This is a genomic window from Halioglobus sp. HI00S01 (genome assembly GCF_001635445.1).
Taxonomy (GTDB): domain Bacteria; phylum Pseudomonadota; class Gammaproteobacteria; order Pseudomonadales; family Halieaceae; genus Halioglobus; species Halioglobus japonicus.
The window spans coordinates 259,515-286,175 of sequence record NZ_LWEE01000110.1 but is presented as its reverse complement, the minus strand read 5'-3'; the positions used below and the strand labels follow the sequence as shown (position 1 = coordinate 286,175).

At 58.4% G+C, this 26,661-nt stretch carries 24 protein-coding genes; 13 read left to right on the top strand and 11 right to left on the bottom strand.

The genetic code is table 11. The features are described from left to right. Positions 1 to 128: 128 nt before the first annotated feature. Both A3709_RS14120 and A3709_RS14115 read left to right on the top strand, forming a co-directional pair. Positions 129 to 524 (top strand): DUF2237 family protein, encoded by a 396-nt coding sequence (locus tag A3709_RS14120; protein ID WP_066055780.1) that lies wholly within the window; start codon positions 129 to 131, stop codon positions 522 to 524. After that, the gene (locus A3709_RS14115) at positions 521 to 1,363 is read left to right on the top strand and encodes a DUF72 domain-containing protein (RefSeq protein WP_066055777.1); all 843 of its coding nucleotides are present in this window, start codon (positions 521 to 523) and stop codon (positions 1,361 to 1,363) included. The genes A3709_RS14120 and A3709_RS14115 overlap by 4 nt, the downstream gene beginning before the upstream one ends. Positions 1,364 to 1,384: 21 nt before the next feature. On the opposite strand, the gene A3709_RS14110 is transcribed toward A3709_RS14115, so the two are convergent. From A3709_RS14110 to A3709_RS14095, 4 genes are all read right to left on the bottom strand, one after another. Continuing rightward, entirely contained in the window at positions 1,385 to 2,767 is a 1,383-nt protein-coding gene (locus tag A3709_RS14110; RefSeq protein WP_066055773.1) for a DUF1501 domain-containing protein, read from the bottom strand. Positions 2,768 to 2,776: 9 nt separating this feature from the next. Continuing rightward, a complete protein-coding gene (locus A3709_RS14105; protein ID WP_082850115.1) occupies positions 2,777 to 4,519 on the bottom strand; it encodes a DUF1800 family protein in 1,743 nt (580 codons plus the stop codon). A 141-nt stretch (positions 4,520 to 4,660) separates the two neighbouring features. Further along, positions 4,661 to 6,040 carry a cell wall metabolism sensor histidine kinase WalK gene (locus A3709_RS14100; RefSeq protein ID WP_066055771.1) on the bottom strand — a complete coding sequence of 460 codons (1,380 nt, stop codon included), beginning with the start codon at positions 6,038 to 6,040 and terminating at the stop codon, positions 4,661 to 4,663. A 4-nt stretch (positions 6,041 to 6,044) separates the two neighbouring features. Beyond that, positions 6,045 to 6,719 carry a response regulator transcription factor gene (locus A3709_RS14095; protein WP_066055768.1) on the bottom strand — a complete coding sequence of 225 codons (675 nt, stop codon included), beginning with the start codon at positions 6,717 to 6,719 and terminating at the stop codon, positions 6,045 to 6,047. A gap of 163 nt (positions 6,720 to 6,882) precedes the next feature. Between A3709_RS14095 and A3709_RS14090 the strand changes: the two genes are divergently transcribed. Continuing rightward, on the top strand, positions 6,883 to 7,176 hold the full coding sequence (locus A3709_RS14090; protein WP_197484194.1) for a hypothetical protein: 294 nt from the start codon (positions 6,883 to 6,885) through the stop codon (positions 7,174 to 7,176). A gap of 178 nt (positions 7,177 to 7,354) precedes the next feature. On the opposite strand, the gene A3709_RS14085 is transcribed toward A3709_RS14090, so the two are convergent. Further along, entirely contained in the window at positions 7,355 to 8,728 is a 1,374-nt protein-coding gene (locus tag A3709_RS14085; protein WP_066055765.1) for a Na+/H+ antiporter NhaC family protein, read from the bottom strand. Positions 8,729 to 8,843: 115 nt separating this feature from the next. After that, on the bottom strand, positions 8,844 to 9,422 hold the full coding sequence (locus A3709_RS14080; protein WP_066055762.1) for a heme-binding protein: 579 nt from the start codon (positions 9,420 to 9,422) through the stop codon (positions 8,844 to 8,846). A 99-nt stretch (positions 9,423 to 9,521) separates the two neighbouring features. Here A3709_RS14080 and A3709_RS14075 point away from each other — a divergent pair, with 99 nt between their 5' ends. Next, on the top strand, positions 9,522 to 10,412 hold the full coding sequence (locus A3709_RS14075; RefSeq protein ID WP_066055759.1) for a phytanoyl-CoA dioxygenase family protein: 891 nt from the start codon (positions 9,522 to 9,524) through the stop codon (positions 10,410 to 10,412). A 3-nt stretch (positions 10,413 to 10,415) separates the two neighbouring features. Here the strand turns inward: A3709_RS14075 and A3709_RS14070 are convergent, their stop codons facing one another. Further along, positions 10,416 to 10,829 (bottom strand): hypothetical protein, encoded by a 414-nt coding sequence (locus A3709_RS14070; protein WP_156507765.1) that lies wholly within the window; start codon positions 10,827 to 10,829, stop codon positions 10,416 to 10,418. Positions 10,830 to 10,958: 129 nt separating this feature from the next. Beyond that, positions 10,959 to 12,224 carry a UDP-N-acetylglucosamine 1-carboxyvinyltransferase gene (gene murA / locus A3709_RS14065; RefSeq protein WP_066055753.1) on the bottom strand — a complete coding sequence of 422 codons (1,266 nt, stop codon included), beginning with the start codon at positions 12,222 to 12,224 and terminating at the stop codon, positions 10,959 to 10,961. Between the two features lie 170 nt (positions 12,225 to 12,394). Between murA and A3709_RS14060 the strand changes: the two genes are divergently transcribed. After that, positions 12,395 to 14,074 carry a glycoside hydrolase family 3 protein gene (locus tag A3709_RS14060; RefSeq protein ID WP_066055750.1) on the top strand — a complete coding sequence of 560 codons (1,680 nt, stop codon included), beginning with the start codon at positions 12,395 to 12,397 and terminating at the stop codon, positions 14,072 to 14,074. A 45-nt stretch (positions 14,075 to 14,119) separates the two neighbouring features. Here A3709_RS14060 and A3709_RS14055 read toward each other — a convergent pair whose 3' ends face one another. Continuing rightward, positions 14,120 to 14,725 (bottom strand): DUF4136 domain-containing protein, encoded by a 606-nt coding sequence (locus A3709_RS14055; protein ID WP_066055747.1) that lies wholly within the window; start codon positions 14,723 to 14,725, stop codon positions 14,120 to 14,122. A 67-nt stretch (positions 14,726 to 14,792) separates the two neighbouring features. Continuing rightward, positions 14,793 to 15,833: a DUF3080 family protein gene (locus A3709_RS14050; RefSeq protein WP_231871185.1), complete on the bottom strand. Its 1,041-nt coding sequence runs from the start codon at positions 15,831 to 15,833 to the stop codon at positions 14,793 to 14,795. A gap of 73 nt (positions 15,834 to 15,906) precedes the next feature. Between A3709_RS14050 and A3709_RS14045 the strand changes: the two genes are divergently transcribed. From A3709_RS14045 to A3709_RS14025, 5 genes are read left to right on the top strand one after another with little or no spacing between them, the layout of a single operon-like run. After that, entirely contained in the window at positions 15,907 to 16,653 is a 747-nt protein-coding gene (locus A3709_RS14045) for an outer membrane lipoprotein-sorting protein (protein ID WP_066055744.1), read from the top strand. Next, positions 16,650 to 17,879 (top strand): FtsX-like permease family protein, encoded by a 1,230-nt coding sequence (locus tag A3709_RS14040; protein ID WP_082850114.1) that lies wholly within the window; start codon positions 16,650 to 16,652, stop codon positions 17,877 to 17,879. The genes A3709_RS14045 and A3709_RS14040 overlap by 4 nt, the downstream gene beginning before the upstream one ends. Further along, positions 17,879 to 19,111: an FtsX-like permease family protein gene (locus A3709_RS14035; protein WP_066055741.1), complete on the top strand. Its 1,233-nt coding sequence runs from the start codon at positions 17,879 to 17,881 to the stop codon at positions 19,109 to 19,111. Before A3709_RS14040 ends, A3709_RS14035 begins: the two co-directional genes overlap by 1 nt. Positions 19,112 to 19,123: 12 nt before the next feature. Beyond that, the gene (locus tag A3709_RS14030) at positions 19,124 to 19,813 is read left to right on the top strand and encodes an ABC transporter ATP-binding protein (protein WP_066055739.1); all 690 of its coding nucleotides are present in this window, start codon (positions 19,124 to 19,126) and stop codon (positions 19,811 to 19,813) included. Continuing rightward, on the top strand, positions 19,813 to 21,060 hold the full coding sequence (locus A3709_RS14025; protein ID WP_066055736.1) for a hypothetical protein: 1,248 nt from the start codon (positions 19,813 to 19,815) through the stop codon (positions 21,058 to 21,060). Before A3709_RS14030 ends, A3709_RS14025 begins: the two co-directional genes overlap by 1 nt. Positions 21,061 to 21,074: 14 nt before the next feature. Here the strand turns inward: A3709_RS14025 and A3709_RS14020 are convergent, their stop codons facing one another. Further along, positions 21,075 to 21,698, bottom strand: coding sequence for a glutathione S-transferase family protein (locus tag A3709_RS14020; protein WP_066055733.1), 624 nt, complete (start codon positions 21,696 to 21,698; stop codon positions 21,075 to 21,077). Between the two features lie 43 nt (positions 21,699 to 21,741). Between A3709_RS14020 and A3709_RS14015 the strand changes: the two genes are divergently transcribed. The 3 genes from A3709_RS14015 to A3709_RS14005 all read left to right on the top strand — a co-directional run bounded on the left by A3709_RS14015 (position 21,742) and on the right by A3709_RS14005 (position 26,641). After that, entirely contained in the window at positions 21,742 to 22,269 is a 528-nt protein-coding gene (locus tag A3709_RS14015) for a cytochrome c5 family protein (RefSeq protein WP_231871184.1), read from the top strand. A gap of 90 nt (positions 22,270 to 22,359) precedes the next feature. After that, positions 22,360 to 23,502, top strand: coding sequence for an efflux RND transporter periplasmic adaptor subunit (locus tag A3709_RS14010; protein ID WP_066055727.1), 1,143 nt, complete (start codon positions 22,360 to 22,362; stop codon positions 23,500 to 23,502). Positions 23,503 to 23,515: 13 nt separating this feature from the next. Further along, positions 23,516 to 26,641: an efflux RND transporter permease subunit gene (locus tag A3709_RS14005; RefSeq protein ID WP_066055724.1), complete on the top strand. Its 3,126-nt coding sequence runs from the start codon at positions 23,516 to 23,518 to the stop codon at positions 26,639 to 26,641. Positions 26,642 to 26,661: the final 20 nt, after the last annotated feature.

Here is a 26,661-nt window from a genome sequence, read left to right as displayed (position 1 = left end):
AGGTCTGTCTATGAGGCCACAAATTCACTATTCACGGATATTTTCCTGGTGGCGCGGCTTAAATACGTTCATCTGTGATCCTGAGGCTAGCGTATATTAAGTACAATTAGTCTGCCGGACGACAACCCATGACAGATAGCCAGCCCGAGCCCGGTACGCGTAAGAACGTGCTGGGTAAGCCACTAGTCGCGTGCTGTCACGCACCCAGAACAGGTTTCTATCGCGATGGTTTTTGCCGCATGGACAAGCATGACAGGGGGCGGCACGTCATTTGTGCTGAGATGACAGCGGCGTTCCTGGCGTTTACCAGGCAGCTTGGCAACGACTTGTCCACTCCGCGGCCTGAGTTCGACTTCCCAGGCCTGCAGCCGGGTGATCGTTGGTGCCTATGTGCTCTGCGCTGGCGTGAGGCGCACGAGGCGGGCACGGCCCCAAAAGTGATTCTGGAGGCCTGCGATGCCAGCGCCCTGCAGGTTGTGTCAATCGAGGTCCTCCAACGTTACGCGATCACGGGTAGCCATTGAAGCCAAAGCTGGGCTATTTTCTTGGCTTGCCGGCTTGGGCGTTTCCCGGTTGGTCTGGCAGCTACTTTCCTGAGGGAGGAAGTTCCCTGGCGCACTATGCCAGTGTCTTCAATACTGTTGAGGGGAATACCACCTTTTACCGGGTGCCGGATGAGGCCAGCGTTGCCCGTTGGCAGCAGGCAGTTGCGGGGTCGGACTTCCGCTTCAGCTTCAAGCTGCCGCGCTCCGTCACCCATGAGCGCAGGCCAGACTGGATCGTACTGAGCACATTTCTTCGTGTGCTGGAGCCTTTAGGCGATCATCTCGGACCTTTCCTAGTGCAATGTCCTGCCACGCTGGGCCCGATGGAGCTGGCCGTGCTCGAAAGATTGTTCGCGGCCTTACCGGCCGACTTTCGGTATGTGCTGGAGGTGCGCCACCCGGAATTCTTCTATTGTCCACAGCTGCTGGAGCCTCTGTTAGAGCGAACCGGCGCTGGTCGAGTGATGTTCGACAGTAGGCCAATCTATAATGAAGACATACGGCACCCCGAGGTCTTAGCCGCGCGCCATAAAAAGCCAGACGTGCCGCTATTAGACACAGTTTACAACGGCCTAGTTTACGCGAGGGTGGTCCTGCATCCTGACCAGAATCTGAACGCCCCATATGTCGATGAGTGGTTGCAGCGTTGCTCGGATTACCTTTCCGCAGGGTGCACGGTGTACTTCATGATGCACTGTCCCAATAACCAGCACTGCCCTGAATTCGCCGCGACTTTCCACGACGCTTTACGAGGGAAAGTAGCTGATCTTCCCGGTCTTCCTGCCTGGCCAATGCCACAACAGAGCAGCTTGTTTTGAGCCGAGCTATAGTACCCCGAATCAACTCAAAAACTGCACTCCTTCTCCAAAATTGCTAAGCCTGGGCAAGGCGTTGGCGAGGTCGTTCTCGCCCAGTCCGAACCAGCGTCCCAGAGGAGCTGCAAACTGCTCTACGGACTGAGTGGGAATCAGGCGGCCACCGCCGGCGTCCTGATCGTGATCAAATTCCGCTTCAGGAATGTCCCCAAAAATCTGCTTTCCTTTGACTGCGCCGCCGACAACGAAGTGATGCGCACCCCAGCCGTGGTCGGTGCCATCACCGTTGATCGCTAGTGTGCGGCCAAAGTCGGATGCGGTGAAAAGGGTCACGTCGTTGGCCAGTCCCATACCATCGATGGCCCCATAAAATGCCTCGATCGCGTCACCTAGAGCTGTCTGCAGCGCAGGCAAATCCTGAGCCTGGCCAGAATGTGTGTCAAAGCCGCCCATGGCGACCGTGAAAATCTGTCTGTGCACGCCCAAATGTGCTCTGGCGGCGATGGTTCTAGCCACCGATCGCAGCTGCTGACCAAGCGGTGTGGACGGGAAAGGCGTTTCGTTCGATGCGTCGATTTTCTGAGTGGCGATGTTGTAAAGCTCATTGGCATCGAACGAGGCGTGAACTTTACTGGCCATGTCCCTGCGCAGGAAATTGCCGCGGTTATATCGTTCTGCGCGAAAGTGTCTGCGTAGTTCGTCTCGAAGCTTTTCTTCGGTGTACTCTAGAACCCACGGCTGGGAGGCACCTTCTTCGCCTACTTGGTAGGGAGCCGTCTCACGGCCGGTGATGAAAAGCGCACTACCGCCGGTGGTCACGGTGCTGAAGGCCGCGCCAAGGTTGGCACCCGACTGTTGCATTGCATCTGCGAATAGGCCACCCCAGCCAAATTGGGCACCCTCCGGTGCGCCCGCCATCCAGGTTGCCTGCTGATCGTTATGGGAGAAGAGGCGTGAAGGAAGTGGGACAAGTTCGTTGGTGAAACTGCTGCGATCAGTGCGCGTCAACAGTGGGCCGACGTTGCCGATAACAGCGGCATTGCCAGTTTCATAGAGCCGATGCAGCCCTGCCAGCTCCGGAGGCAATGCGAACTTCCGGCTGCCGAAGCCGAGTTTTTTTTCATTTGAAAGCTGAAGCAGGTTGTCGCGTGCGCGGCTGGCGCCCTGTGCTCTGATGAGTGAGGAGCGAATGTTCGCCCAGCGCTGGTAGCTGCCCTGATCGTAGGGGATGATGGTGTCGTGATTGTCCATACCGCCGAACAGGAATACACAGACCATCGCTTTGTAGCCACTGGTATTCCCTGCCTGGGCCTGGATTCCAGATAGTGCAGTCGATATACCGCCTAAGGACGCGCCAGCGATCGAGCCAGCGCTGAGGTTCAGGAATTTTCTTCGAGAAACTGGCATGGCGTTCTCCTAGCGAATTACAAGGTAGTCGGGGGAGGTCATAATCATCATTACCGCGAACATCACGCGCAGTTCGCGCAGTTCATTATCCTCTGGAGGAATCTCTGCAAGGACGCGTTTTATCTGCGCTCGAGTAACTCCCGACAGCTGGCCGTGGGTGAGAATGATGTCAAGGCGATTGAGGAGAGCGTTGCTGTTATTCGCCAGCTGGATTTCTCTGCTGTAGTTTGGTTCGAAACTGGTGAGGGCGAGTTCTGCATTGAGCGGCAGCCCTTCTTCGTCATACTCTTCTTGCAACTCTTCTACATCCGTCTCGCGGGCCTCGTTAAAGATGAACGGCGTCATGAAGTTGGCATAGCCGGGTACTGAACTGGCGTTCACAATTTGTAGCTCAGGTGCCGTCAGGTTGCGGCTGCCCGTCAGTGTGCCCGGTGCCACGTATCCGGGGCGAAAAAAGTTGAATACCGAGGGTGCCCTGTAGGGGTGCTGACCGAGCGCGGTAGCCTCGCTGGTGTCCCACAGGGCCCAGGAGTATTCGGGCGTTACCTGTTTGGCCCTAAAGGCTCTGGCCCAATGGGTCATACGCAGAATCGGTTCGCGTACCTTCCCCGTGACTCGGCCGTTGGGATTACGCGCCTGGCGATCAAACAGTATAGCTGCCAGAGTTGCTGTCAGGTCGCCTCGCCGACCAGTACCCACCCGTGTGCCGTCAGGCAATGTGTACCGGCCGCGCTCGAAAGTACTGGCCACGCGTTTTGTATAGCCGCTAGTAGGATGACTGGTCACAAACCGCTGTATTAACTGGCGACCGACGAAAGGTGCTACGTTAGGATGGGCGAAAAGGTGGTCTAATGCAGCATCGATGCTCTGCTTGCCCGGCGTATTAGCTGCGATGCTGGTGCCCAGAAACTGCTTCGGACGATCTGAGTGACTGTCTGGGTAGATCACCATCGGTACGGCGAATGCGATGCCATCAGCGTCTTCAACGTCATCGCCGTCAAAGTAGCGTTTATCGATATTAAGCCCGGTGAATACTCGCGCGAGCCCGGTGACATCCTCGTTGTTGTAGGTTTCGAGAGGCTGGCCTTCAGTATCCGTGCGCGGCGTGCCATCCGCATTCAGCTCGAGCAGTCCAATTGTGAAGAGCTGCATGATTTCGCGGGCGTAGTTCTCGTCGGGGACGCGACCGGTTTCCAGGTCCCCCTTCTCATTGCCCATGTAGGTCAGGTAGTGTCCCATCGCGGGTGCGTAAGTCACTGCCTCCAGCAGATCACGGTAATTGCCGAAAGCGTGCTCAATCAGCAGGTCCTGGTAGTAAACGACGGCATCGGGAATGTCCGTGAGGAGTCCGCCACCGCTGTTGGAAACCACAAGTAGCTCAGACAGGGCAAATGCCATGCGTTGTCGCAATTGGTCCCGACCGACAATGGCGTTGCGCCAGAAACCGAACGTGGCGGCCTCGTTCTCCAGCAGAACAACTTCCTCCTCGGCTTCAGGAGTGTTCTGACGATACTCGAGTAGAAACGGCATAAGATAGTTGGGCGGCTCTTGCAGTTGGTCGAGGAACCACGCTGAGGCACTGGTCTGGGCCAGGCGGCTGATCTCGTCTGGTCTGGGACCAAAAGTGGCCTGCGCTAAAAATCGAGCGGTCGTTTTCGGTGTTACGAAAGCGTCGTCTGCGGCGTGTACGGGCGGTAAAGACGCGAGAGCAGTGGTTCCGCAGAGAATAATTAGCGTTTTCCAATCGGGCATCCTGAATCTCCTGCATAGGCAATCGATGTTGGGCTGGCCCTAGTTTATGCCGTCCTCGGTCCCTGTGGGATTACAAAGAGGAGCGTGAATTTATACATATCTGTATAAGTTCATGCCGATCGCGCCTTGCAGTCCGGCGCCCTATGGATTGGTGGGAAAGATACAGTCAAACACCGTGCCTTTCTGGCCTTGTAGTAGTGTGATGTCGGCACCGTGCAGCTGAGAGACAGAGCGAACGATGGCAAGGCCCAAGCCGTTCCCCGGTTCCGAGCGGCTCGCGTCTGCGCGATAGAAACGTTCGAAAATCTGTGAGTGATGCTCTGGGGGAATGCCGGGGCCGTCGTCGCCCACCTGGAGTAGAACGCCGCTTTTGGAACTCTGAAGACGAACCCAGGTTTTTCCTCCGGGATTCCCATGTTCAATGCTGTTCTCCAGAAGGTTGGTGAGCATTTGTGTCAGCATGTTGGTGTCACCTTCAATCCTTAGATCGGGCAGGATCGCCGGCTCGAGCCTGCGGCCGGCGTCGACGAACACTGGTTGGTAACTTTCAACGACATCTTCGACCAGAGTGGAAAGCTCAACCTCGCTGAAGCGTTTGCCACGGTCAGCTGACTCGATTTCACTCAGCCGGAGTAAGTTACTGAATACCTGCAATACAGTCTGTACTTGCTGCTCGGCACTGGTCAGGTGCGCCTCTAGTGCCACCGGGTCTGCCAAATCTTGGTGCATAAGCTGCAGACGATTGGAAATGCGCGACAGAGGTGTCTTAATGTCATGGGCTATGCCTATCGAGACGGATTCGATATTGCGATGCATCGCCTCGAGCCGATCCAGCATGGAGTTGACCTGAGTCGCAAGCGTGTCAAATTCGTCATTGTGTTTGCTCACAGATGCGCGTTGATCAGAGTTACCCATGCCTATCTGCTCCACTGCGATGGCGAGGTCATCCAAGCGCCTGTGAACCCGCTTGCTCAACGCATAGCCTATCACCAGTGATAGTGGAATGCTGATAATGATGAGGAAGAATAGACCTGCGTTCAGCGTATCCTTGAGGACGAAATAATCCCAGCTTCGATTACGGGCCACGGTGATCACGTGATCACGGACCGCGTCCCCGCGATAGACCCGCGTCTCCAGTTCCTCATCCAAATCCTCAAAGTAAAAAAGTTGCTCGGACAGGCCTGTGGGTGCATCTTTCAGAAATGGTAGGCCCAGCAGCGGCGTTCCATCGATGCCACTAATCAGGGCGGCGAAATCTCCGTCTTCTAAGATCCAGAAAGCCTCCTCATCGGGTTGAAGCCAGGGCTCGTTTTCTTCGCCTAGTTCATTCGCCAGGGCATCGAGGCCGTCTTCCGCGAGCAACTCGGTAAGCCACCCGTGGTGGTCGAGCAGTTCTTCCTGCTCGCGGGCCTCTATGTCCTTCAGGCTAAGGGCACCCAGAAAACCACCCAGCAGTATCACCACCAGGAAAAAGCCAAGTGATGCTAATAGTGTCAGGCGAAAGACCGAAGATCTGAACACTGGCTCAATCCGCCTTCAGCATGTATCCAGAGCCACGCACGGTTTTAATCAGCTCGGTGGTGAACGGTTTGTCGATTTTTGTACGCAGGCGACTGACGTGGGTTTGCACGAGCGAAGTCTTTGGGTCAAAGGTATAACCCCAAACGCGATCCAGTAGCATAGTGCGGGTGATAACTTGGCCCGGGTGCATGAGAAAAAGCTCCAAGATTTGAAATTCACGCGGCAGAAGCTCAATAGTTTGGCCTGCGCGTTGGACAGTGCGCGATGCCCGATTCAAGGCCAGGTCTCCCGCTTGGAGCTCAATCTCATCTTTGAGCAGGGGCTTGCGCCGGGCCAGAGCCCTGACCCGGGCGAGTAATTCCGAAAAGGCGAAGGGTTTGACCATATAGTCGTCAGCGCCAGCTTCTAGTCCTGCCACACGGTCATCGATACCCGATAGGGCGGTCAACATGAGTATGGGCGTATCCAGTTTGCTACCCCGCAAAATGCGTACAGCGTCAATGCCATCCATGCCTGGAAGTAGCCGATCGAACACGATGACATCAAAGTCGCCAGATGCTGAGGCCAACACGCCCGAAGGGCTGTCGCTCTCGTGTTGAACTGCGTAGCCCTGCTCGCGCAGACCGCGAGTGACGAATTCAGCAGTGTCCAGGTCGTCCTCAATCAGCAGGATATTCACAATGTCTCCTAGTCATGTCACTCCTATGGTAGGTGATATTAGCGCAGCGTGAATATACAAATATGTAAAGCGGGCTGGTTTTCAGCTCTACAGTGCGCGGAAGAATCTGTTCAGCGCCTCAATTGCGTGTATCAAATTTAAATTCTGCGACGGGAGAAAACTTATGAATATCCTCATTGTACTGACTTCACACGATAAACTGGGTGATACAGGTGAGAAAACTGGATTTTGGCTGGAGGAGTTTGCGGCCCCTTATTACCGGATGCTCGACGCCGGTGTCGAATTGACTATCGCATCACCCGCCGGCGGTCAGCCGCCGCTGGACCCCAAGAGCGACGCCCCCGACGCCCAGACCGACGCGACACAACGATTCAATGCAGATACGGCGGCGCAAGCGGTGCTTGCTGGCTCGCGTGTGCTTGCAGAGCTTCATAGCAATCTACAGGCCGGCCGCTGAAATTGTCAGAGCCATGGTAGCGGATGTCAGTTCTGATGTCCGGGGCGTAGTCGATGAGATTGACCAGCACCTCATTAGCGATGGTCTTACCGCTAACGCCAAGTAGCAGCAGAGTCATCAGGAAACGCATAAGCATGTTGTGTGCTCCTGTCCGGTGGCTGTATTCAGTGCGAAATCGCTAGATCGACATGCCCAGCAGTGCAAAGGCGGCGGTGGCACAGCCGCCGGCGAGCAGGGCATAGGGTAACTGGGTGCGCACGTGGGCGATGTGGTCAGACCCTGAGGCCAGCGAGGAGATCACGGTGGTATCGCTGATGGGTGAGGAGTGATCACCAAAAATGCCCCCGGACAGCACCGCCGCAAGAAACGGTGCCGGTGGCAGCCCCAGGGCCATGCCGGCCGGAATGGCAATGGGAATCATGATGGCAAACGTACCCCAGCTGGATCCCACGGAGAAGGCGATAAATGCCGAGCTCAGGAATACCGCAGGTAGCAACAGGCTGGCGGCCAGATCCTGTGGAATTTGCGAGGCGACCCAGGGGCCGGTGCCGAGTGCCTTGGCGGTGTCGCCCAGCGCCAGGGCCAGCAACAGAATGATGGCCATCGGCAACAACCTACCCGCACCCTCCAGGAAAATATCCATGAGCTGAGAAACGTTCATCTGCCGTTGGCCCAGCATCAGCAGCCAGGTGCAGGCTAGCGCTGCCAGTACCGCCCACAGTACTGAGGTGGAGCCGGAACCCTGGGCGAGGTTGCCCTTACCGGTAATCCAAAGTCCGAGCGGCATGGTGGTAATCAGCACGATCAGCGGCAGTACCATATTGATGGCCTTGCCGCCCTCGGTTTCTTTGTCGCTCTCTGACACTGGATCCTGGGAGGCAGCCCGTGCCTCCGCTTCGCGCATGGGGCCAATATTCCAGTTAAAGGCGATGACCAGTGCGGTGAGTCCCACGGCAAACCAGGCATAGAAATTCATGCTGATGGACTCGGCGAATACGCCCAGTGGATTGTCTACATCCAGGTTGCCCAGCAGGCTGAGATTGAAAGCGCCCCAGGCATTGAGCGGAATCAGAATACAAATGGGCGCTGAGGTTGAATCGATGATGTAGGCGAGTTTTTCCCGGGCGACACGGTAGCGATCAATCAGCGGCCGGGCCACGGTGCCTGCCACCAGTACGGTGATATTGGATTCGATGAAGATGACAATGCCGCTGAAAAACGCCAGCCACTGGGCTCGCTTGCCGCTGTTACCCCAGCGTCTGGATTCCAGCCAGCCAATAAAACCACGCACGCCACCGCTGGCCTCAATGGTGGCAATGAGGGCGCCTATGAGCAGCGTAAAGGCAATGACTCTGGCGTCCCCGGCATTGCCAAGCACCGCGATAATACTCTCGATAGCATCCGCCAGCCCGGAGAGCGGGTTGCCGCCCGCCAGCAGCGTGGCTCCCAGCCATATGCCACCTGCCAGGGCCAGATAGACCTGGCGCGACCAGAGGGCCAGGCCAATGGCCAGCAGGGGAGGAAGGAGTGATGTCCATCCGGGTTCGTACATGGTGCGTTCTCACTCAGCAATGGTGTGCATGGCAGCTACTGCTGGCCATAAAAACACTGGTGCCTGTGAGGTTGCAAGTATGGGGGGCTATCGGACAGGCACAGGCCTGTCCGATTCAGTCCGTAGAGGTGGCCGCCTCGATTTCGACGACGATCTCATTGCGCCGCAAGAACGGTGGGGTCCAGGGTGGGTTGTACTGATTCAGGGTAGGCTCGCCCCGCAGGTTGATGCCGTTCTCGCTCAGTGTGGTGAGCAGGGTGCGACGATAGCGGTTAATTTTGCTGCTGGTGGCCCACCCGGAAAAGGTCACTGCTGCTACCAGCCGTTCCGGGGTCTCGTGCAAAGTCACACTACCGTTCTCTGGGGTCGGAAGATCGTCCATGCTATAGGCTCCGGGCATGGTGAAACTCATGACCGGATTGTCGCCCGACAGGGTCTCGCCAACCGGGGCGGTCATGGCAATCTTCGCTCCCTCGTCGTTGCCACCAAAAATGTAGCCCGCCAGTCGCTGAAAGCCGCCACTGCTCTCGCGACCGCTGCGTAGCGGCGTGCGCGCCTCGATGCTGGGAGCATAGCGCCTCAGCTCGACGTCACCGAGCGTGTCCAGCAAATCCCAGTGGGGTTCTTCCAGTGCTTTAGCCATATTGGGTATGAGTAATATGGCCACGCACAATAAGATCGATCGCAACATCATCCACGTGTCACCTCTGTGCTTACATTCACGAGTGTGTACGCACCAGCGGTAGTGGTAGATTAGTGGCCCTGGTCAGTTGGCAACGAGTGAGTTAGGTGTATGAGTGCACAGGATAGTGGGCGCGACGATCCGCGTTTCAGGCAAATTGAGTCCATCGGTGAGTACTTGGGTTCAGATCTTGCGCGCACCCACGGTATCACTAAGCGCGAGCAAGCTGCAGGTCTTGACCCGGACCAGATTCAACGTGAACACGACCAGTTAATGCACGACGGCTACATTATCCTGCACGGCCTGGTCAGTGCCGATGAGCTGCAGTTACTGCGCGATACTTCCGCCCCTTATCTTGAGAAGATGGGCCGTAATTCTTTCGAGGGCGAGCGTACCCAGCGCATTTATGGTGTGCCCGAGAAACTGCGTGCCGCGGATCGGTTTATTGAACACCCGCATATTCTCGCGCATCTCGATCGATTGCTAATGCCCAACTATCTGCTGTCCCAGGCGCAGGTGATTAATATCCTCGATGGCTCCCCGGCACAGCCGCTGCACATCGATGACGGTTTTTACCCCTGGCCTCGGCCGCGCCCGGCCTTGTCTGCGGCCACGGTGTTTGCGGTAGATGACTTTACTGACAACAATGGCGCTACAGTCGCGATTCCAGGCAGTCATGCCTGGGGAGAAGAGCGGCTTCCCGGAGACGACGACATTTGCGTCAAGGCAATTATGCCCGCCGGCTCCGCCATTCTGTTTCTGGGCAATCTCTGGCACGGGGGCGGCGCAAACTATTCAGCTCAGAGCCGCCTTGCAATCACCGCCCAGTATTGTGAGCCCTGGGTGCGCACTCAGGAGAACTACTTTTTGTCGGTGTCTCGCGAAACGGCGGCGAATGTGTCTGAAACCCTTCGCAGCATGCTGGGGTACTCGATTCATCCACCGTTTATGGGCATGGTTGAAGGCATGCACCCCAAACGCAAGCTGGACATCCACGGCTAGGTGTTATCGGTCGAATACCTGGCCGTCGAACAGAATGATGGATGGGTCAGGGCCATCGGGGTCTACCACCATCACCGCGCCCACATAGAACACGTGCTCGCTGTCGAGCATGGCGACGTGGCCGGGGTTTTGCGGATCGAGGTTGTTGGTGTTCAGGCGACAGACGGGGTCGGTGAAACCTGAGCATAGATGACTGGGAGCGTCGCTCCAGCGCTCGAACATATAGCCTGGCTCAGCGACCACCTGTAGGCGCATGTCCGTCGTGAAGTGTGCGAAGTCGATTTCGCAACGTTCTCCGGGCAGGCAGAAAAATGTCAGGTCGCCGGAGACAACCGCGCCGTGATCCGGCGCCACGACAACCACTTTGCAAGCGTTCAACGCGCAGACGAACAACAGCAAGCAAATCCTTCTCATCATCAGCCAGCGTCCTTGTGGCCGGGGCGGGGTGCCCCGATGAACCTGTGTCGCCATGATGACTAGATGGTGCGGCGGATAATTGCCTAGATTAAAACCTGATTTCAGCTAAAGCTTTTAAATATCAATTGCTTACTGGGGTTCGTTGGTGACGCGGCGGATATCGGCCCCGAGGCTGGCCAGCTTGTTTTCGAGGTGTTCATAGCCGCGATCGAGGTGATAGATACGGCTGACCTCGGTTTCGCCTTCGGCGACCAGGCCTGCCAGCACCAGGCAGGCACTGGCCCGCAGATCGGTGGCCATCACCTGGGCGCCGCTGAGGCCGCCGCGCTCGCCGCGCACCACGGCCACCTGGGTCATGGGGGTAATGTCTGCACCCAGGCGCACCAGCTCCTGAACGTGCATAAAGCGATTCTCAAATATGCCCTCGGTGACCACCGATGTGCCCTTGGCCTGGGTCATCAGCGCCATCAGCTGGGCCTGCAAATCGGTGGGGAAGCCGGGATAGGGCGCTGTCGAAATGTCGACGGCGCGACAGTTCTCGGCGGCTTTCACGGTGATGGCATCGCCTTCCACGTCGATACGGAAGTCGGCGTCGCGCAATTTGTCGATCAGTGATTGCAGGTGCTCGGGTACGCACTGGTTGACGGTGACCGTGCCACCGGTAATGGCGCCGGCCAGCAGTAGCGTGCCCGCTTCAATTCGGTCAGGAATAATCCGATGTCTGGCGGGCTTTAGCGTTTCCACGCCTTCAACCGTGATGACACTGGTACCGACGCCAGTGATCTTTGCGCCCATGCTGATCAGACAGTTGGCCAGATCCACCACTTCAGGCTCCTTGGCAGCATTTTCGATGACGGTGGTGCCGCTCGCCAGGCTGGCGGCCATCAACGCATTCTCAGTACCGCCGACGGTGACCTTCTCAAACAGAATGCGGCCGCCCTCCAGGCGCTGGGCCCGGGCGATAACGTAGCCGCCGTCGCTGGTGATGTCCGCCCCCAGGCGGCGCATGGTTTCAATGTGCAGGTCAATCGGGCGCGAGCCAATAGCGCAGCCCCCGGGCAGGCTCACCCTGGCCTCACCGTAGCGGGCCAGCAGGGGGCCCAGGCACAAAATGCCCGCTCGCATTTTGCGCACCATATCGTAATCGGCGACGTGATCGCCGTCGGAGCGAACCTCCACAATAAACTTGTCGCCCTCGCGGTGGCAGCTGGCGCCCAGGGAGTTCAGCAGCTGCTCGGTGGATTCAATGTCCTTGAGGTAGGGCACGTTGTCGAATTCGTGGCGACCGTCGGCCAGCAGCGATGCAAACAGAATCGGCAGGGCCGCATTCTTTGAGCCGCTGGTTGAGACTGTGCCTTCAAGGCGGCGGCCGCCTTTGACAATAATTGAATCCAAGTGAGTGCTCCGTGGGGAAGGGTCATGAAACTGGCTGCGAGGCTGTGCACCTGCAGAGGCGGCTAGGGTACCAATATGGCGGGAAAGAGTGAACCTTGGCGGCGCGGGTTTACCCCCTTCGGTTGAGGGGTTATGGTGGCCCCATTTTCCCCTTCGGATAGCCCCAGCCTATGACCGCAACCGCCAATATCTCCATTGAGCAGTGTGTCGCACTCAAGTTGATGGTGGATATCCGCCTGTATGACAGTGGCGACGGCGCGCAGCCAGTGCTCAACCTGCCGGCGGCGCTGGCCGACGGCCTTGCTCGTTTGCAGCCTGGCGGGGTGATTGTGTTCCGCGAGAACCTCGCATCCACATCCCAGGTGCGCGAGCTTACCGATGAGTTGCGAGCCTGTATCTCGCCCGAGCTCCTGATTGGCATCGATCAGGAGGGCGGTCGAGTGACGCGCCTGCCCCGGAGGCAGTGCACCAGTTTTAGCGGCAATATGGCGCTTGCGGCCTGTCCTGAAGACGACCGCAACTCCCTTGCCAGAGACATGGCCGTCGCCCAGGGCGAAGAGCTTCGGGCGCTGGGTATTAACTGTAATTTTGTCCCGAGCCTGGACGTGAACAGCAACCCTGCCAATCCCGTGATTCACGTGCGGGCGTTTAGTGATGATCCGGCACTGGTAGCGGAACTGGGAGCCGCGGTGACTGCGGGCATTCAGTCGGTTGGGGTTGCCGCATCGCTCAAGCACTTTCCCGGGCACGGCGATACCAGTCAGGACAGTCACACCGGCCTGCCGCGGGTCGACCGAACGTGCGCACAGGCACAGGCTATGGATCTAGCGCCCTTTGCCAGCGTCATCGACACGACTTCCCCTGCCATGGTGATGACAGCGCACATTCAGTATCCGGCGCTGGACAGCAGCATGTTGCCCGGCACCGATATTGTGCGCCCGGCCACCCTGTCCCGGACCATTCTCACCGATGTGTTGCGGTATAAGCTGGGTTTTGCCGGGGTGGTGATTACCGATGCGATGGATATGCGCGCTATCAGCGCCATACTGACGCCACAGGCGGCGGTGCTGGAAGCTTTCCGGGCAGGGGTTGATATTGCGCTGATGCCAATGTTGTTGCGCGATGCGCAAAGCCTTGCGGCCATGTTCACCCTCGTGGATGACATCGCAGCCGCAGTCCGTAGCGGTGAGTTGGACGAGCGCGAGCTGCGCGATTCCGCTGAGCGTGTACTGGCCCTGCGCCATGCCTATCCGATTGCTCCACACGGCGCGGAGCCGGCCGTGATCGGCAGTGCCTCACACCGCAAACTCGAACAACGCATTGCGGCGGGCAGTATCACCCTATTGCAGGGTGATGGCGTGCTCGGGCCTGAGGTAGGCGCCGTTCATCTGCTGATGCCGGGTGATTCAACGGCCCGCGCCCTGGCGGCAGCGCTGCAGGTGGCGAATCCCGATCTGGCGATCAGCTGGCAGTCGCTTGAGAACTTCGACCTCGATGCCGAGCGCCGCCAACTGGCCGCCTGCGATGCCTATGTGGTGGGTGTGAGCGAACCTGCCATCAGCGCGGTCGTCGCCGGCGGTGCTGAAGATTTGCCAGACCTACCAGACCTGCATCCGGCCACCGTTGTTAAAGCCTTGCTGGCCGGGGCGCAGGATAAGCAGCGTATTGTCGCCATGCTGTACTCGCCCTATAGGGCCGCCGAGTTTTTCGGTTGTGCCGACAGCATACTTGCTACCTATGAAGGTGCGGCAGAGGGATTTGGCGGTGCGCCGGGGCCTGCTTATGTGGCGCTGGCAAAGGTGTTGGTGGGTGAAGCTGTAGCGCCGGGTGCATTGCCCGTGACGCTGTAGGTAGATGCTGGCGCCGCGGTCGCGGCGCCTGGATGAGTCAGCGGTTTACAGCGGTGGGAACTGTGCGAGGACGCGCTGGGCTGCCTCATCAATCTCGCCTGGTTCATCCTCGTGTTTCTTGCCCTTGAGCTTGGACTGAGTTACCGAGCGCCATACACTCTTTTGCAGGTTAGGGTCGATCATGTCGATGATAAACGTACCCTCGGTATAGTTGCTGACGCGTACTTCGGTGTTAGTGCAGTTCCAGCAGTTGTACATGCTGTAGCGGTTATAACCGCCGTAGTACCCATAGCCCATGCTCATGGTGGCAGGCGTTTCGTAGGTGCGCACGTCGGTTTTTTCATGGGTGCCGAGGTGCCAACTCATCAGCATGTCGGCCTGGTTTGCGTCGTCTACTACATTGAAGCCCTTTGTCTGTAGTGCGCGCGCCAGGGCATCATCAATACGTTCCTTCTGGAAGTCGCTCAGTTGCAGCGGGTTGTCGCCACTGACTTCACCGGAGCCCTTATAGAAAGCGATATTGCGCACACCGCTGAAATCGTAGTCATGCTTGAAGTCGAACACCGGCTCGGGCGCTGTGGTACAGGCGCCGAGTAACAAGGCGATACTCAGGGTGATGAAGGTGGCGGAAATGCGCTTCCAGCGAGTCATGGTGTTCTCCAGCGGATATGGTTATTGCCATCTAGTGTAACGGAAACTATGACCGGAGACACCGCTGTCAGTTCCCGTTAATGCCGCCGCAGGGTTTGAGCAGGTTTTGCAGATTCTGAACGTGGCGTGCTGGCGCCTCACTATAGGCGCGCAGATCGCGATCCCGAGCCTGCTGCCAGTGTCGATAGTCTGTCGGCAGCACCGCTTGCAGTTGCGCCTCCAGTGCTTGCAGCGGGGGCATGAGGTCGTGATAACGCCTGCCCAGCATGGCTGCGCGGGGCTGGATTCCCTGGATAAAAAACTTCCTGACCACGGTTGGCAGCACATCCGCAGCCGCTGGCCTGATTCTGCCCTGGCATAGCGGACCGTTGGCCGCCCGTTGTCGCAGCACCTGGTCTGCGCCCTCCAGCCAGGCTGCCTGCTGGTCCAGCGCCAGCCACAGCGAGGCGCCGTCGCCGGTGGATAAGTCATACAGCAATAATTCAAATTCTCGGTTGTCGACCCGGTAGTCGCCAGCCAGCCACTGCCGAGCCAGGGCGTTGATGCTCGCCAGGGAGGTAACCGGCACCGACGATGTATTCTCCGGGTAGCTCGGATTGACTTCACTCACACGCCAGAATGAACCGAACTCGTCATTGGCCAATGTGGCATTGAAAATTCGGGCGGGCAATTGCTCCCGCTTAATCGTCACGTTGCGCTGCAACTGCTCCGCCAGCGCCTGCTGTCCGTTACTCATCAGCTTGTCTACGCAGGGTGGGGCGAGCCGCAAAAATTCCAGCTCCAGGAGCAGGCGCTGTGAGTCTCGCGCGTGACGCCCCAGAATACTGTTGCGCTTGCCAATCGTTTCTTGCAGCGCACAGCCACGCAATTCCATAAAGTCCAGAACATCCAGGTCATCAGCCGGCACTGCCAGGCGCAATTGCCCGGGCCGCGGACGGCGCGGCACACCGGTGGTGGGTGTTGGCGGGCTGATCCGCTGGTCGAGTGTATTTTGCAGACGCGCCAGGTATTGGGCGTAGGGGGTGTGCTGGTCGGGCCTGTCGCAGGCAGTGACCAGTAGGAGCAGCAGTGTGAAGAACCAGAAACGCATAGCGCTTTTATAACGCATTGCAGGGCAATTGTGGTCAACGATTCCGGCCTTTGTCTATACTGTGCCAATGCTATCTGGAAGAGTATTGCGCATGAAATGGTTTGCCCTGCTGGTGCTGCTCGTTGGCGGCCAGGCGGTTGCTAGCGATGATTTGGCGGCCCGGGATATTATTCGCAAGGCCATGGACCATTATCGCGGCCAGACGTCTTACTCAGAAATGACCATGGTGATTCATCGCCCTGACTGGGAACGCAGTATGACCATGCGCGGCTGGAGTGAGGGTGACAAGAAAACTCTGGTGCGGGTAACCGACCCCAAGAAAGATGCCGGCAATGGCACCTTGTCTGTGGATGGCAACATGTGGACCTATACTCCGCGGATTAATCGCGTCATTAAGGTGCCCTCGTCGATGATGAGCCAGAACTGGATGGGCTCTGATTTCTCCAACAAGGATATCAGCAAGGATACGGCCATTATTGATGAGTACGACCACACCCTAGTCGAAACCGGTGAGCATGACGGCCAGACACTCTGGGTGATCGAATCCACTCCCCACGAAGAGGCAGCCGTAGTGTGGGGCAAGGAAGTGCTGAGTGTGCGCGAGGATTGGGTGCTTATCGAGCAGCAGTTCTGGGACCAGGACGGCGTGCTGGTAAAAACGCTGAAGGCCCACGAGATACGCGAGCTGGGCGGGCGCACGACGGCGACGCGTCTGCGAATGTCGCGCGAGGATGCGCCGGAGGAATGGACAGAGGTCCGTACCGACGCGGTGGATTTCGACATCGAACTTCCCGGTAACTTGTTTACCCTCTCCAATTTGAGAAATCCCCGGCAGTGAACGTTAACTGGCGCCTGGCCTGGCGAAACCTGTGGCGGCATCGTCGCCGCACCTGGCTGACGGTCGCCGCCATGGTGTTTTGCAATACCTTATTGATGTTCATGATCTCGCTGCAGCTGGGCACCTACGACATGATGATTAACAACAGCCTGGCGATGGTCACGGGGCACGTGCAGGTGCAGCAGAAAGATTACCTTGAGAATCAGCGAATGCGCGACTCGGTGCCCGCCGTGGAGGCGCTGGCTGCCAGCGTGGCGAATGAGCTCGGTTTAGATACAGTGGCGGCCCGTGGTCAGGCATTCGCCCTGGCCTCCAGTGAAGATCGTTCTTTCGGGGTATTGCTGGCGGGGGTGCAACCCGACAAGGAGCCCGGTGTTTCCAGCCTGCCGGGGCTGGTGTCCGAGGGGCGCTATCTCGCAGCTGACGATCGCGATGCCATTGTGATTGGCGCCGTGCTCGCCAAGAACCTTAAAGTTGGCTTAGGCGATGAGCTCACATTCCTAGGGAGTGGCAGGGATGGTTCCTTCGCCGCCGGCCTGGCTACGGTGGTCGGCATTGTGCATACCGGCATGGATGAAATCGATCGCGGCATAGCCCATGTGCCGCTGGCCTGGTTTCAGGAGACTTTCAGCATGGGTGACCACGGCCACACTGTGGTTGTGCGAATGCCGGACCTGGCACTGGTAGAGGGGGCGGTGCAACGTGTCGCGGCCCTGCTGCCCGAGGGACAAAATCTGGTGGCACTGGATTGGGATGCACTGCAGCCCGGCTTGCGGCAGGCCATTCGTTCCGACCTGGCCAGTGGTTGGGTGATGTATGCGGTGTTCATCGTGCTGGTGGCATTCAGCGTGCTGAACACGCAGTTGATGTCGGTGCTGGAACGCACCCGTGAATTTGGAGTCATGCTCGCGCTGGGGATGGGGCCCGGTCGGTTGGCAAAGCTGGTGACGATCGAGACGTTTCTCCTGTCATTGCTGGGCTTGTTATTGGGGCTGCTGTTCGGTGGCTTGGTGGTGCTGTGGTTATCGCATGCGGGGTTCAGTTATCCCGGCATGGAAGAGATGGCCGCGGAGTTCAATATGGACAGCCGCTTTTACCCCGAGGTCAGTTTTGTGGCTCTGATGTGGGGGCCTTCCACCGTGTTCCTGTTTACCATGCTGGCCGCAATTTACCCGTCGTTGCGACTGTATAAGCTTGAGCCTGTGCAGGCGATGAGGGCGGTGTAGTGGCGGGCTCGCTGAATGTGACTGCACGTCTGGCCTGGCGCAATTTGTGGCGCAACCATCGGCGCACGCTGATCATGTTGCTCGCGATTGGCACCGGTGTCTGGGCGATGGTGTTTATGTCGGCGCTGATGCGCGGGATGACAGATCAGGTATTGCTTAACGGATTGCACAACCTGCCTGGTGAGGCGCAAATACACCATCCCCAATACCGCGCCGATCCCAGTGTGGTGAACTCCATGCCAATGCCCGCCGGCACTTTGTATGAGGCCCTTGGCGAGGTACCTATCTCCGCCTGGTCTGCACGCGTGCGGGTACCGGCGGTGATTGCCAGTGAACGCGAGAGTCGCGGCGTTACGCTGCTGGGGGTGGACCCCGTAACCGAGGCGGGCGTCGGCGCGCTGCCAGATGAGATTGTTGAGGGCCGCTTCCTGAATGGCCCTGAAGATCGCGGCCTGGTGATCGGTGCCTCCCTGGCCAGGCGCCTGGATACGGACCTGGGCAAGCGTGTGGTCATCATGTCCCAAGACCCGGAGAACAATGTCGCCGATCGAGGTACGCGGATTGTCGGTATTTATCGGGCGCGCCTGGAGGGCACCGAGGATCAACTGGTGTATGCCGGGCGCAACGTGTTGCAGGAAATGCTCGCCGTGGGAGATCAGGTCTCGGAAGTGGCGGTAACGGCCGGCGACTACCGGCGCGTGTCCGCCTGGCTGCCGGCGTTGCAGCAGGCAGCGGGCGATGATCTGGAGGTGTTGTCATGGATGCAACTCCAGCCCTTTCTGGACAGCATGCTCGGTGTGCAGGACGGGTTTACCCTGATCTTCATGGTGGTGATTTTTGTCGCGCTGTCCTTTGGCCTGGTAAATACCCTGGTGATGGCGGTGTTTGAGCGCACCCGCGAAATCGGTCTGCAGCAGGCGCTGGGTGTGCGGCCGACGCTCATCATGTTGCAGTTCTTACTGGAGAGCCTGTTTCTGCTGGTGCTGGGGCTGGGGGCGGGAAATTTACTGGCGTGGCTGACAATCAAGCCGCTGGAGAGCGGTATCGATATTTCGATGGTCGCCGAGGGCATGGAAATGATGGGCATGGGCACGACGTTGTATCCCGCACTGCAGACTTCGGATATGTGGATGTCGACGGCCATCGTGGTCATTCTCGGCCTTGTGGCCAGCCTGTTACCGGCGTGGCGGGCGTCGCGACTCGACCCCGTGCGGGCGCTTAACAAAACCTGAGGGAAAGCAGTTATGAGCACCGTTGTATGCCGGGATTTGTGCCGGATCTTTCGCCAGGGCGATCAGGAGATTACCGGCCTGGACCAGGTGAGCCTGAATATTGATGCCGGTGAATTCGTGTGTCTGTCCGGCCCCTCCGGTTCAGGGAAAACCACGCTGCTCAATGCGATCGGAGGGCTGGATACCCCGGACAGCGGCGAGGTCTCTGTGGGCGGTCGGCGTCTGGATGCCATGTCCAAGGGCGAGCTGGCAGATATGCGTCTCAACAGCATCGGCTTTGTCTTTCAGGCCTATAACCTGGTGCCCGTGCTTTCGGCCCGCGAAAATGTCGAATTTGTGATGGAGGTGCAGGGCGTTCCCGCCCAGGAGCGGCGCAAGCGAGTGGATGCGGTGCTGGCTGAGGTGGGGCTGGCAGGCTTGGAGGAGCGTCTGCCTGCCGAGCTGTCTGGCGGTCAGCAGCAGCGTGTGGCGGTGGCTCGCGCCATCGCCAGTGAGCCTGAATTGGTGCTCGCCGATGAACCCACTGCAAATCTGGACAGTCACAGTGCGGCCCAGCTAATGGAGCTGTTCGTTGCGCTCAATCGGGACCAGAATATTACCTTTGTGGTGTCTACCCATGACACCCGGGTAATGGCCTACGCGCGGCGGCTGGTGAAGCTGCGCGATGGTCAGGTGGTCAGCGACGAGCCGCAGGGTGATTGATGCGCCGTGCCGTAGGGTTAGCGCTATTCGCACTCAGTGGTACCGCCATTGCAGAGTTACCACTGTTTGACGGCGGTCATGTCAAAGGCGTCTGGCTGACCTCCAGTTATCCTGATGACAGTGTTTTCCGCGAGGAGCTTGGCGCCGTAACGCAGGACCAGGCCATAGATGTGCGCTTCAAGTTCAGTGTCGATGCCGGCGCCTGGCAGGTACAGGCGGACTATCAGCTCCTGGGCCGCCACGGCGAGAGCATTGGCGGCGGTGGCGCGCTGGACAACCAGTTTGTCCCGCAGCGAATTGTGGTCGATGACGATCGTCGCTGGTGGGATCTCACCTCGGAAATCAATAGTGGTGACGAGCACGTATTGCTGCATCGTTTGGATCGGCTGAATGTGGCCTATCGTGGCGATAAAACCGTGGTGCGTTTTGGGCGACAGGCGGTGAGCTGGGGAAACGGCGTGATTTATAACCCCATGGACTTCTTCAACCCCTTTGATCCCGCCGCCGTGGACACTGAATATAAAGTGGGTGACGACATGATTTACGGGCAGTACCTGCAGGATTCGGGGAATGACTGGCAGGCGGTTAACGTACAGCGCCGGGATGCAGCGGGCGATGTGAGCGCCGAGGTGAGCTCTACTGCCGTCAAATACCACGGATTTGGACTGGATCGGGAGTACGACCTGCTGCTCGCCCAGCACTACGATGAAGCGATTGTCGGGGTCGGTGGGGTGATCAATGTTGGCGACTCAGTGGTACGCGGCGATGTGATGGTCAGCGAAACGGATCCGAAGTGGGTAACCAGCCTGGTCGTGAACTGGTCTTACTCCTGGGTCTGGGGCGACACCAATGTCAGCGGCGTTGCGGAGTACTTCTTCAACGGCTTTGGCCTGCGGGAGCAGGACTATTCGGCGGAGAAAATCGCTGCAGCAGAGGATCTCGTGGCTCGTCTGGCGCGCGGCGAGCTGTATACCTTGGGCCGCCATTACCTGGCGAGTTCGCTGATGATGGAGGTCACGCCGCTACTGAACGTGACGCCGGTATTGTTTTTTAACCTGGGAGATCAGTCGGCCCTAGCGCAAGTGAGTGTCCAGTGGGACTTTGCCCAGGATTGGCAGGTGCTCAGTGCGCTGAATGTGCCCCTGGGGCCGACAGGTACCGAGTTTGGGGGAATCGAAGGCAGCCCCGAGGGCATGACGCTGGCCACCGGCACAACGGTATTCGTGCAGGTGGCGCGTTATTTCTGAGCAGGTAGGGGCGGTTACAGCCCCAATTCGGCGTTTACCCGCGCCAGGTAGGCATGCACTGTCTCAAGTTCTTCACCCGGTTGGGCTTTAACCCACCCTGAGAAGCTGTGAATGACGGCCATGTCGATGTCCGCCAGGGAGAAGCTGTCGCCGGCCAGCCAGGTTTTGCCTTCCAGCTGCCGGTTCATGTCCTGCCAGCCGAATTCCAGACGGCTTCGGCCACGCGCCTCCAGTTCGGGAATCTGGGGCAGATTCAGTGGGCCGGGTATGGCGCGGTCGACAAAGCCTTTGCTGGTGTTGCGCAGTACCTCGGCAACACCCAGAAACATGCTCATAAACAGCTTGTGATCCCAGCTGATGACCTGGGCGCGCTCCCGGGCATTGGAGCCCAGCAAGGGTTTCTCCGGATACAGCGACTCCAGGTAAATGCACTGGCCAATCACCTCGGTGAGCAGGGTGCCGTCGTCTAGCACCAGGGCGGGAACGGTGCGCTCCGGGACAATGGAGGTATAGGCTTCGCCCAGCTGCTCCTGGGTCATCAGGTCAATCTGCTGGGTTTCGATCTCAACGCCCTTGTACTTCAGGAACAAGGCCAGGCGCTGGGGGTTGGGGGCCGGGTCGTAGGTATAGAGTTTCATTGCGTTGAATCCTTAGCAGTATTGTTCTGGACAGGGGTGGGTCATGGTAGGGGCAATCGGGCCTTCTGCCAATATTCCCCTTGAGGTGAGTTTTCCCCACACCTCAATAGTCGCTATAATGCGCGCCGGACTGACAGAGGACCCTATTGTGATTATTCGTTACGCCCTTGGCCTGGCGGCCATGATTCTGGCACTGGGTGCCACCGCTGAACCCACCGCAGAGCAGCGCACTGCGATTGAAGATCGTATCAAGCCGATTGGTGAAGTCTGCCTGCAGGGCGACAGCGAGTGCGGTGGCGCGGCTGTGGCTGCATCCAGTGGCCCTCGCTCTGGTGAAGATGTATACAATTCTGCCTGTATGGCCTGTCACGGCACTGGCGCCGGTGGCGCACCGGTACTGGGCGATGTTGTAGCCTGGGCGGATCGTATTGCCAAGGGTAATGATGCGCTGTACGCCAGCGGCATTAATGGTGTTCCAGGCACTGGCATGATTGCCAAGGGTGGTTGCATGAACTGCTCCGACGAGGAGATCAATGCTGCGGTTGACTACATGGTCGCCGGCAGCCAGTAGCTTATCGAATCTCGAAAGGCCGCGGTGCATTAGCATCGCGGCCTTTTTTTTTTTGCTACATTTATAGGTCTGTTCTCCGGAGTTAAGTCTATGCTGCGCCCCCTGTTTGCTGTGCTCACATTATCCCTGGCTGTCGGCTGTTCTGAAGAGGCCCCGCCGCCGCCCATGATAGAGGTGATTACCGACAAGGTGGTTCTGGAACCCTATCAGCCCGAACAGGAGTTCGTCGGCCGCTTGCAGGCCATTGATGATGTGGCGATACAGGCCAAGGTGGGCGGCTATGTGCATAGTCGGGACTTCCGCGAGGGTGAAATTGTGGAGGCGGGGGCCATTCTCTATACCCTGGACGCCTCCGAGTACGACGCTGCCCTGGCCCGCGCACAGGCCGGCCTGGCGGCCGCCGTGGCCAATCAGGCCAATGCCGAGCGCAACTATAAGCGCGGCATGGGCCTCATTCCTTCGGGTTCGATTTCCCAGTCCGAGATGGATGATCTGACCGCAAAAAAACTCGATGCTGACGCCCAGTTCGAATCCGCCCAGGCGGAGGTGACCAGCGCCGAAGTCAATCTCGGTTACACCACGATTCGCGCACCGATCTCGGGCCGCATTGGTCGCAGTATTGTCAGCGTGGGTGATCTGGTCGGGCCCAGCACCGGCAACTTGACCACATTGGTCAGCATCGACCCGATCGAGGCCTTGTTCCGCGTGAGTGAGTCGACTTACGTGGCGGCCATGAAGCAGCGCTTTACCGAAGAGCTGGATGTCGAGAAGCTCCGGTCTGTGGAAGTAACCCTGGAGCTGACCAACGGCCTGGTCTATCCGGAAGTGGGACGTATTGACTACTTCGCCAACCGGGTGGATCAGACCACCGGCACACTGGAAGCGCGGGCTCTGATTCCCAATCCTGGCTCGCTGCTAGTGCCCGGTCAGTACGTGCGGGTCATCCTCCATGAAACCGAACTTCTGGAGGGGCTGTTCATCCCCCAGGCGGCGGTGCAGGCGGATCAACAGGGCGCCTTTGTGATGATGGTCAACGCTGAAAGCGAGGTCGTGCGCCGCAATGTCGAGCTCGGCTTCCGCCTGGATACCAACGTGCTCGTGTTGGAAGGGCTGGTTGAGGGCGATGTGATCATTGTGCGCGGTCTGCAGTTGGTGCGCCCGGGGATGACGGTGAAGGCGACACCGATGCCGCCGGCCGCCGATGCGCCGACAACAGCACCGGCAGCAGCGTAAGCGAGGGCCTTTTATGTTTAGCGCCTTCTTTATTGATCGGCCCAAGTTCGCAATCGTCATCGCTATTGTGCTCACCCTGGCGGGTGGCTTATCTATTTATGCCTTGCCTGTGAACGAGTACCCGGCGATTTCCCCGCCCAGCATCATAGTCAGTGGCGTGTATCCCGGTGCCTCAGCTGAAATTGTCGAAACAACCGTGGGTACTCCCATCGAAGATGCCGTGAATGGCGTTGAGGACATGATTTACATGTCTTCCAAGAGCGCCAACGATGGTAGCTATGCGTTGACGGTCACCTTTGAGGTAGGCTCAGATCCGGATATGGCGCTGGTGCGCGTGCAGAACCGGGTGAAGTTGGCAGAGCCTTCACTGCCGGCGGAAGTGACCGCCATGGGGCTGAATATTTCCGAGCGTTCGCCGGACATGCTCAAGCTGGTCAGCTTTACCGCGCCCGGTGGCAAGTTGGATTACAAGTTTGTGTCCAACTACGTGAAGATCAATTTGCAAAGTGCCCTGGCACGTCTTCCCGGTGTATCCGAAGCAACGATTCTTGGCGAGGCCGACTACGCCATGCGCTTGTGGCTGAACCCGGACAAGATGGCGATTTATGAGCTGTCGGTGAATGAGGTATACGCGGCACTGCACGAACAGAATGTACAGGTGGCCGCCGGTAAGATCGGCGCTCCGCCTTTTGAAGGGCCGCTGCAGTCAGAGTTTACCCTGCAGACCAAGGGGCGCCTGCAGGAAGTCGAAGAGTTTGAAAATATTGTGCTGCGAGCCACAGCTGATGGCTCTGCGATTTTCCTCAAGGACATCGCCCGGGTTGAGCTCGGGCAGTCCGCCTACAACTTTTACGGCGAGACTAACGGTGTGTCGGCGGTGAACCTGGCCATATACCAGTTGGCCGACGCCAATGCGCTGGAGGTGGGCGCTGAGGTGGATGCGCTGCTGGAGCAGATGTCGAAAGACTTTCCTGAGGGCATGGATTACCTGATGCCCTATGACACCACGCGCTACGTCAGCACCGCGGTAAGCCAGGTGGTGAGCTCGCTGTTTGAAGCCGTGGGCCTGGTCATCCTGGTAACATTTATTTTCCTTGGATCGTTCCGGGCCACCCTGGTACCGGCAGTGGCGATACCCGTATCGCTGGTCGCGACCTTTGCCATTCTGCTGGCCACCGGGATGACCATTAACACGGTGACACTGTTCGGCCTGATTCTGGCGATTGGTATTGTGGTGGACGATGCGATTCTGGTGATCGAGAACTGCGACCGCCACCTGCGGGAAGACCCGACGATGTCACCGACTGACGCCGCCAAAATCACCATGCACGAGGTGGGCAGCGCTATTGTGGCTACGACATTGGTACTGCTCGCGGTGTTTGTGCCAGTAGCCATGTTGCCCGGTATTACCGGCGTGATGTACCAGCAGTTTGCGGTGACCATTTGTGTGGCCGTGCTGTTCTCTTCTGTGAACGCGCTCACCCTGAGCCCGGCGTTGTGTAGTCTTTTGCTGAAGTCCGGCGAACGGGCCCAGGCGGCGTGGTACCAGCGTTTCCTGGGCGGTTTTGGCCGCCTCACCAACAGCTACGACAGGGGCGTGGGTTGGTTGCTGGGGCGTCTGCGCATGACTGCCATGGTGTTCATGGGGCTAACCGCGGCGGTAGTGTTCGGATTCATGACAACCCCCACCGGCTTTGTGCCCGATGAGGACAAGGGCTCCATGATGGTCAGTGTGCAACTGCCCGACGGTTCGTCACTGCTCAGAACCAAAGAGGTGATGGATAAGCTCAGTGGTCTGATTTCCAAAAACCCCGCGGTCGAGACGGTGACGGCGGTTTCCGGTTTCAGTCTCCTGTCCGGTGCCATGAGCAGTAATGGCGGAACCCTGTTCGTTGGCCTCAAGCCCTGGGAGGAGCGCGAAGACTTTACGTCCAGCTCTTTTGGTGTGGCACAGACCATTAACGCGCAGGGCTTCCAGATGGTGCCTGAGGCACAGGTGTTTGCGCTCACACCGCCATCCGTGCCCGGCATGGGTGCCTCCGGCGGCCTGGAGGTGGTGTTGCAGGACACACTGTCGCGCAGTTCCCAGGAACTGGCGTCAGCGCTCAACCACCTGATCGTTGAGGCCAACCATACACCGGCGCTGCAAAGTGTCTTCAGTACGTATCGCGCCAATGTGCCCCAGTATTTTGTTGATGTGGACCGGGTCAAGGCGAAGAATCTCGGTGTAAGCCTGGATGAGATCTTTGCGACGCTGCAGGCGCAGATGGGGTCCCTGTATATCAATGATTTCAACAAGTTCGGCCAGACCTACCGGGTGATTATGCAGGCCGAATCCACCTACCGCTCGGATCTGTCTGACCTCGATCGTTTCTATGTGAAATCCGGCGCTGGCGAAATGGTCCCTCTGAGCACACTGGTTACCACCCGACCCATTCTCGGGCCGGATATCTCCAGCCGCTACAACCTGTTCCGTTCCGCCTCTGTACAAGCCAGTGCCGCACCCGGTTACAGCACCGGTCAGGCAATGGCGGCTATGGAGAAGCTCGCGCGGGAAACTCTGCCAGCCGGTTACAATATCGATTGGACCGGTATGTCTTATCAGGAGCGTAAAGCGGGAAGTGCGGCGATATACGCCTACTTGCTGGCGCTGATCTTCGTGTACCTGTTCCTGGTGGCCCAGTATGAGAGCTGGTCAATACCGGCGGCGATTCTGCTGGTGGTGCCCATCGCTATTGGCGGCGCCATTACCTCGCTTATACTCAGTGGCATCGCTCTCAATATGTATGCCCAGATCGGGATCGTGTTGTTGATTGGTATGTGCGCCAAAACCGCCATTCTGATGGTGGAGTTTGCGCGCCAGAAGCGCGAGCAGGATGGTGAGGAAATTCTGGTGGCGGCCAGGGATGCGGCCAAACTTCGCTTTCGTGCCGTCTGCATGACGGGTATCTCATTTGTACTGGGCATTCTGCCACTGGTGCTGTCCTCCGGTGCGGGTGCCGCAGGGCAGCGCGCCCTGGGTATGACCGTGTTCGGCGGCATGCTGGCTACCATGGTGCTGGGTGTTTATTTCGTGCCGGCGTTCTATGCCATGGTGCAGGGCACTCGCGAGCGGCTCAAGACCATTGGCCGCCAGTGATTGCCATATCCGTAAAATGG

Excerpts from the sequence above, each read along its gene's own strand:
- A3709_RS14120 (WP_066055780.1), top strand. The coding sequence starts at position 129 with ATGACAGATAGCCAGCCCGAGCCCGGTACGCGTAAGAACGTGCTGGGT.
- A3709_RS14110 (WP_066055773.1), bottom strand. The coding sequence starts at position 2,767 with ATGCCAGTTTCTCGAAGAAAATTCCTGAACCTCAGCGCTGGCTCGATC.
- A3709_RS14105 (WP_082850115.1), bottom strand. The coding sequence starts at position 4,519 with ATGCCCGATTGGAAAACGCTAATTATTCTCTGCGGAACCACTGCTCTC.
- A3709_RS14090 (WP_197484194.1), top strand. The coding sequence starts at position 6,883 with ATGAATATCCTCATTGTACTGACTTCACACGATAAACTGGGTGATACA.
- A3709_RS14085 (WP_066055765.1), bottom strand. The coding sequence starts at position 8,728 with ATGTACGAACCCGGATGGACATCACTCCTTCCTCCCCTGCTGGCCATT.
- A3709_RS14080 (WP_066055762.1), bottom strand. The coding sequence starts at position 9,422 with ATGATGTTGCGATCGATCTTATTGTGCGTGGCCATATTACTCATACCC.
- A3709_RS14075 (WP_066055759.1), top strand. The coding sequence starts at position 9,522 with ATGAGTGCACAGGATAGTGGGCGCGACGATCCGCGTTTCAGGCAAATT.
- A3709_RS14070 (WP_156507765.1), bottom strand. The coding sequence starts at position 10,829 with ATGATGAGAAGGATTTGCTTGCTGTTGTTCGTCTGCGCGTTGAACGCT.
- A3709_RS14060 (WP_066055750.1), top strand. The coding sequence starts at position 12,395 with ATGACCGCAACCGCCAATATCTCCATTGAGCAGTGTGTCGCACTCAAG.
- A3709_RS14055 (WP_066055747.1), bottom strand. The coding sequence starts at position 14,725 with ATGACTCGCTGGAAGCGCATTTCCGCCACCTTCATCACCCTGAGTATC.
- A3709_RS14050 (WP_231871185.1), bottom strand. The coding sequence starts at position 15,833 with ATGCGTTATAAAAGCGCTATGCGTTTCTGGTTCTTCACACTGCTGCTC.
- A3709_RS14045 (WP_066055744.1), top strand. The coding sequence starts at position 15,907 with ATGAAATGGTTTGCCCTGCTGGTGCTGCTCGTTGGCGGCCAGGCGGTT.
- A3709_RS14030 (WP_066055739.1), top strand. The coding sequence starts at position 19,124 with ATGAGCACCGTTGTATGCCGGGATTTGTGCCGGATCTTTCGCCAGGGC.
- A3709_RS14025 (WP_066055736.1), top strand. The coding sequence starts at position 19,813 with ATGCGCCGTGCCGTAGGGTTAGCGCTATTCGCACTCAGTGGTACCGCC.
- A3709_RS14020 (WP_066055733.1), bottom strand. The coding sequence starts at position 21,698 with ATGAAACTCTATACCTACGACCCGGCCCCCAACCCCCAGCGCCTGGCC.
- A3709_RS14015 (WP_231871184.1), top strand. The coding sequence starts at position 21,742 with ATGGTAGGGGCAATCGGGCCTTCTGCCAATATTCCCCTTGAGGTGAGT.
- A3709_RS14010 (WP_066055727.1), top strand. The coding sequence starts at position 22,360 with ATGCTGCGCCCCCTGTTTGCTGTGCTCACATTATCCCTGGCTGTCGGC.
- A3709_RS14005 (WP_066055724.1), top strand. The coding sequence starts at position 23,516 with ATGTTTAGCGCCTTCTTTATTGATCGGCCCAAGTTCGCAATCGTCATC.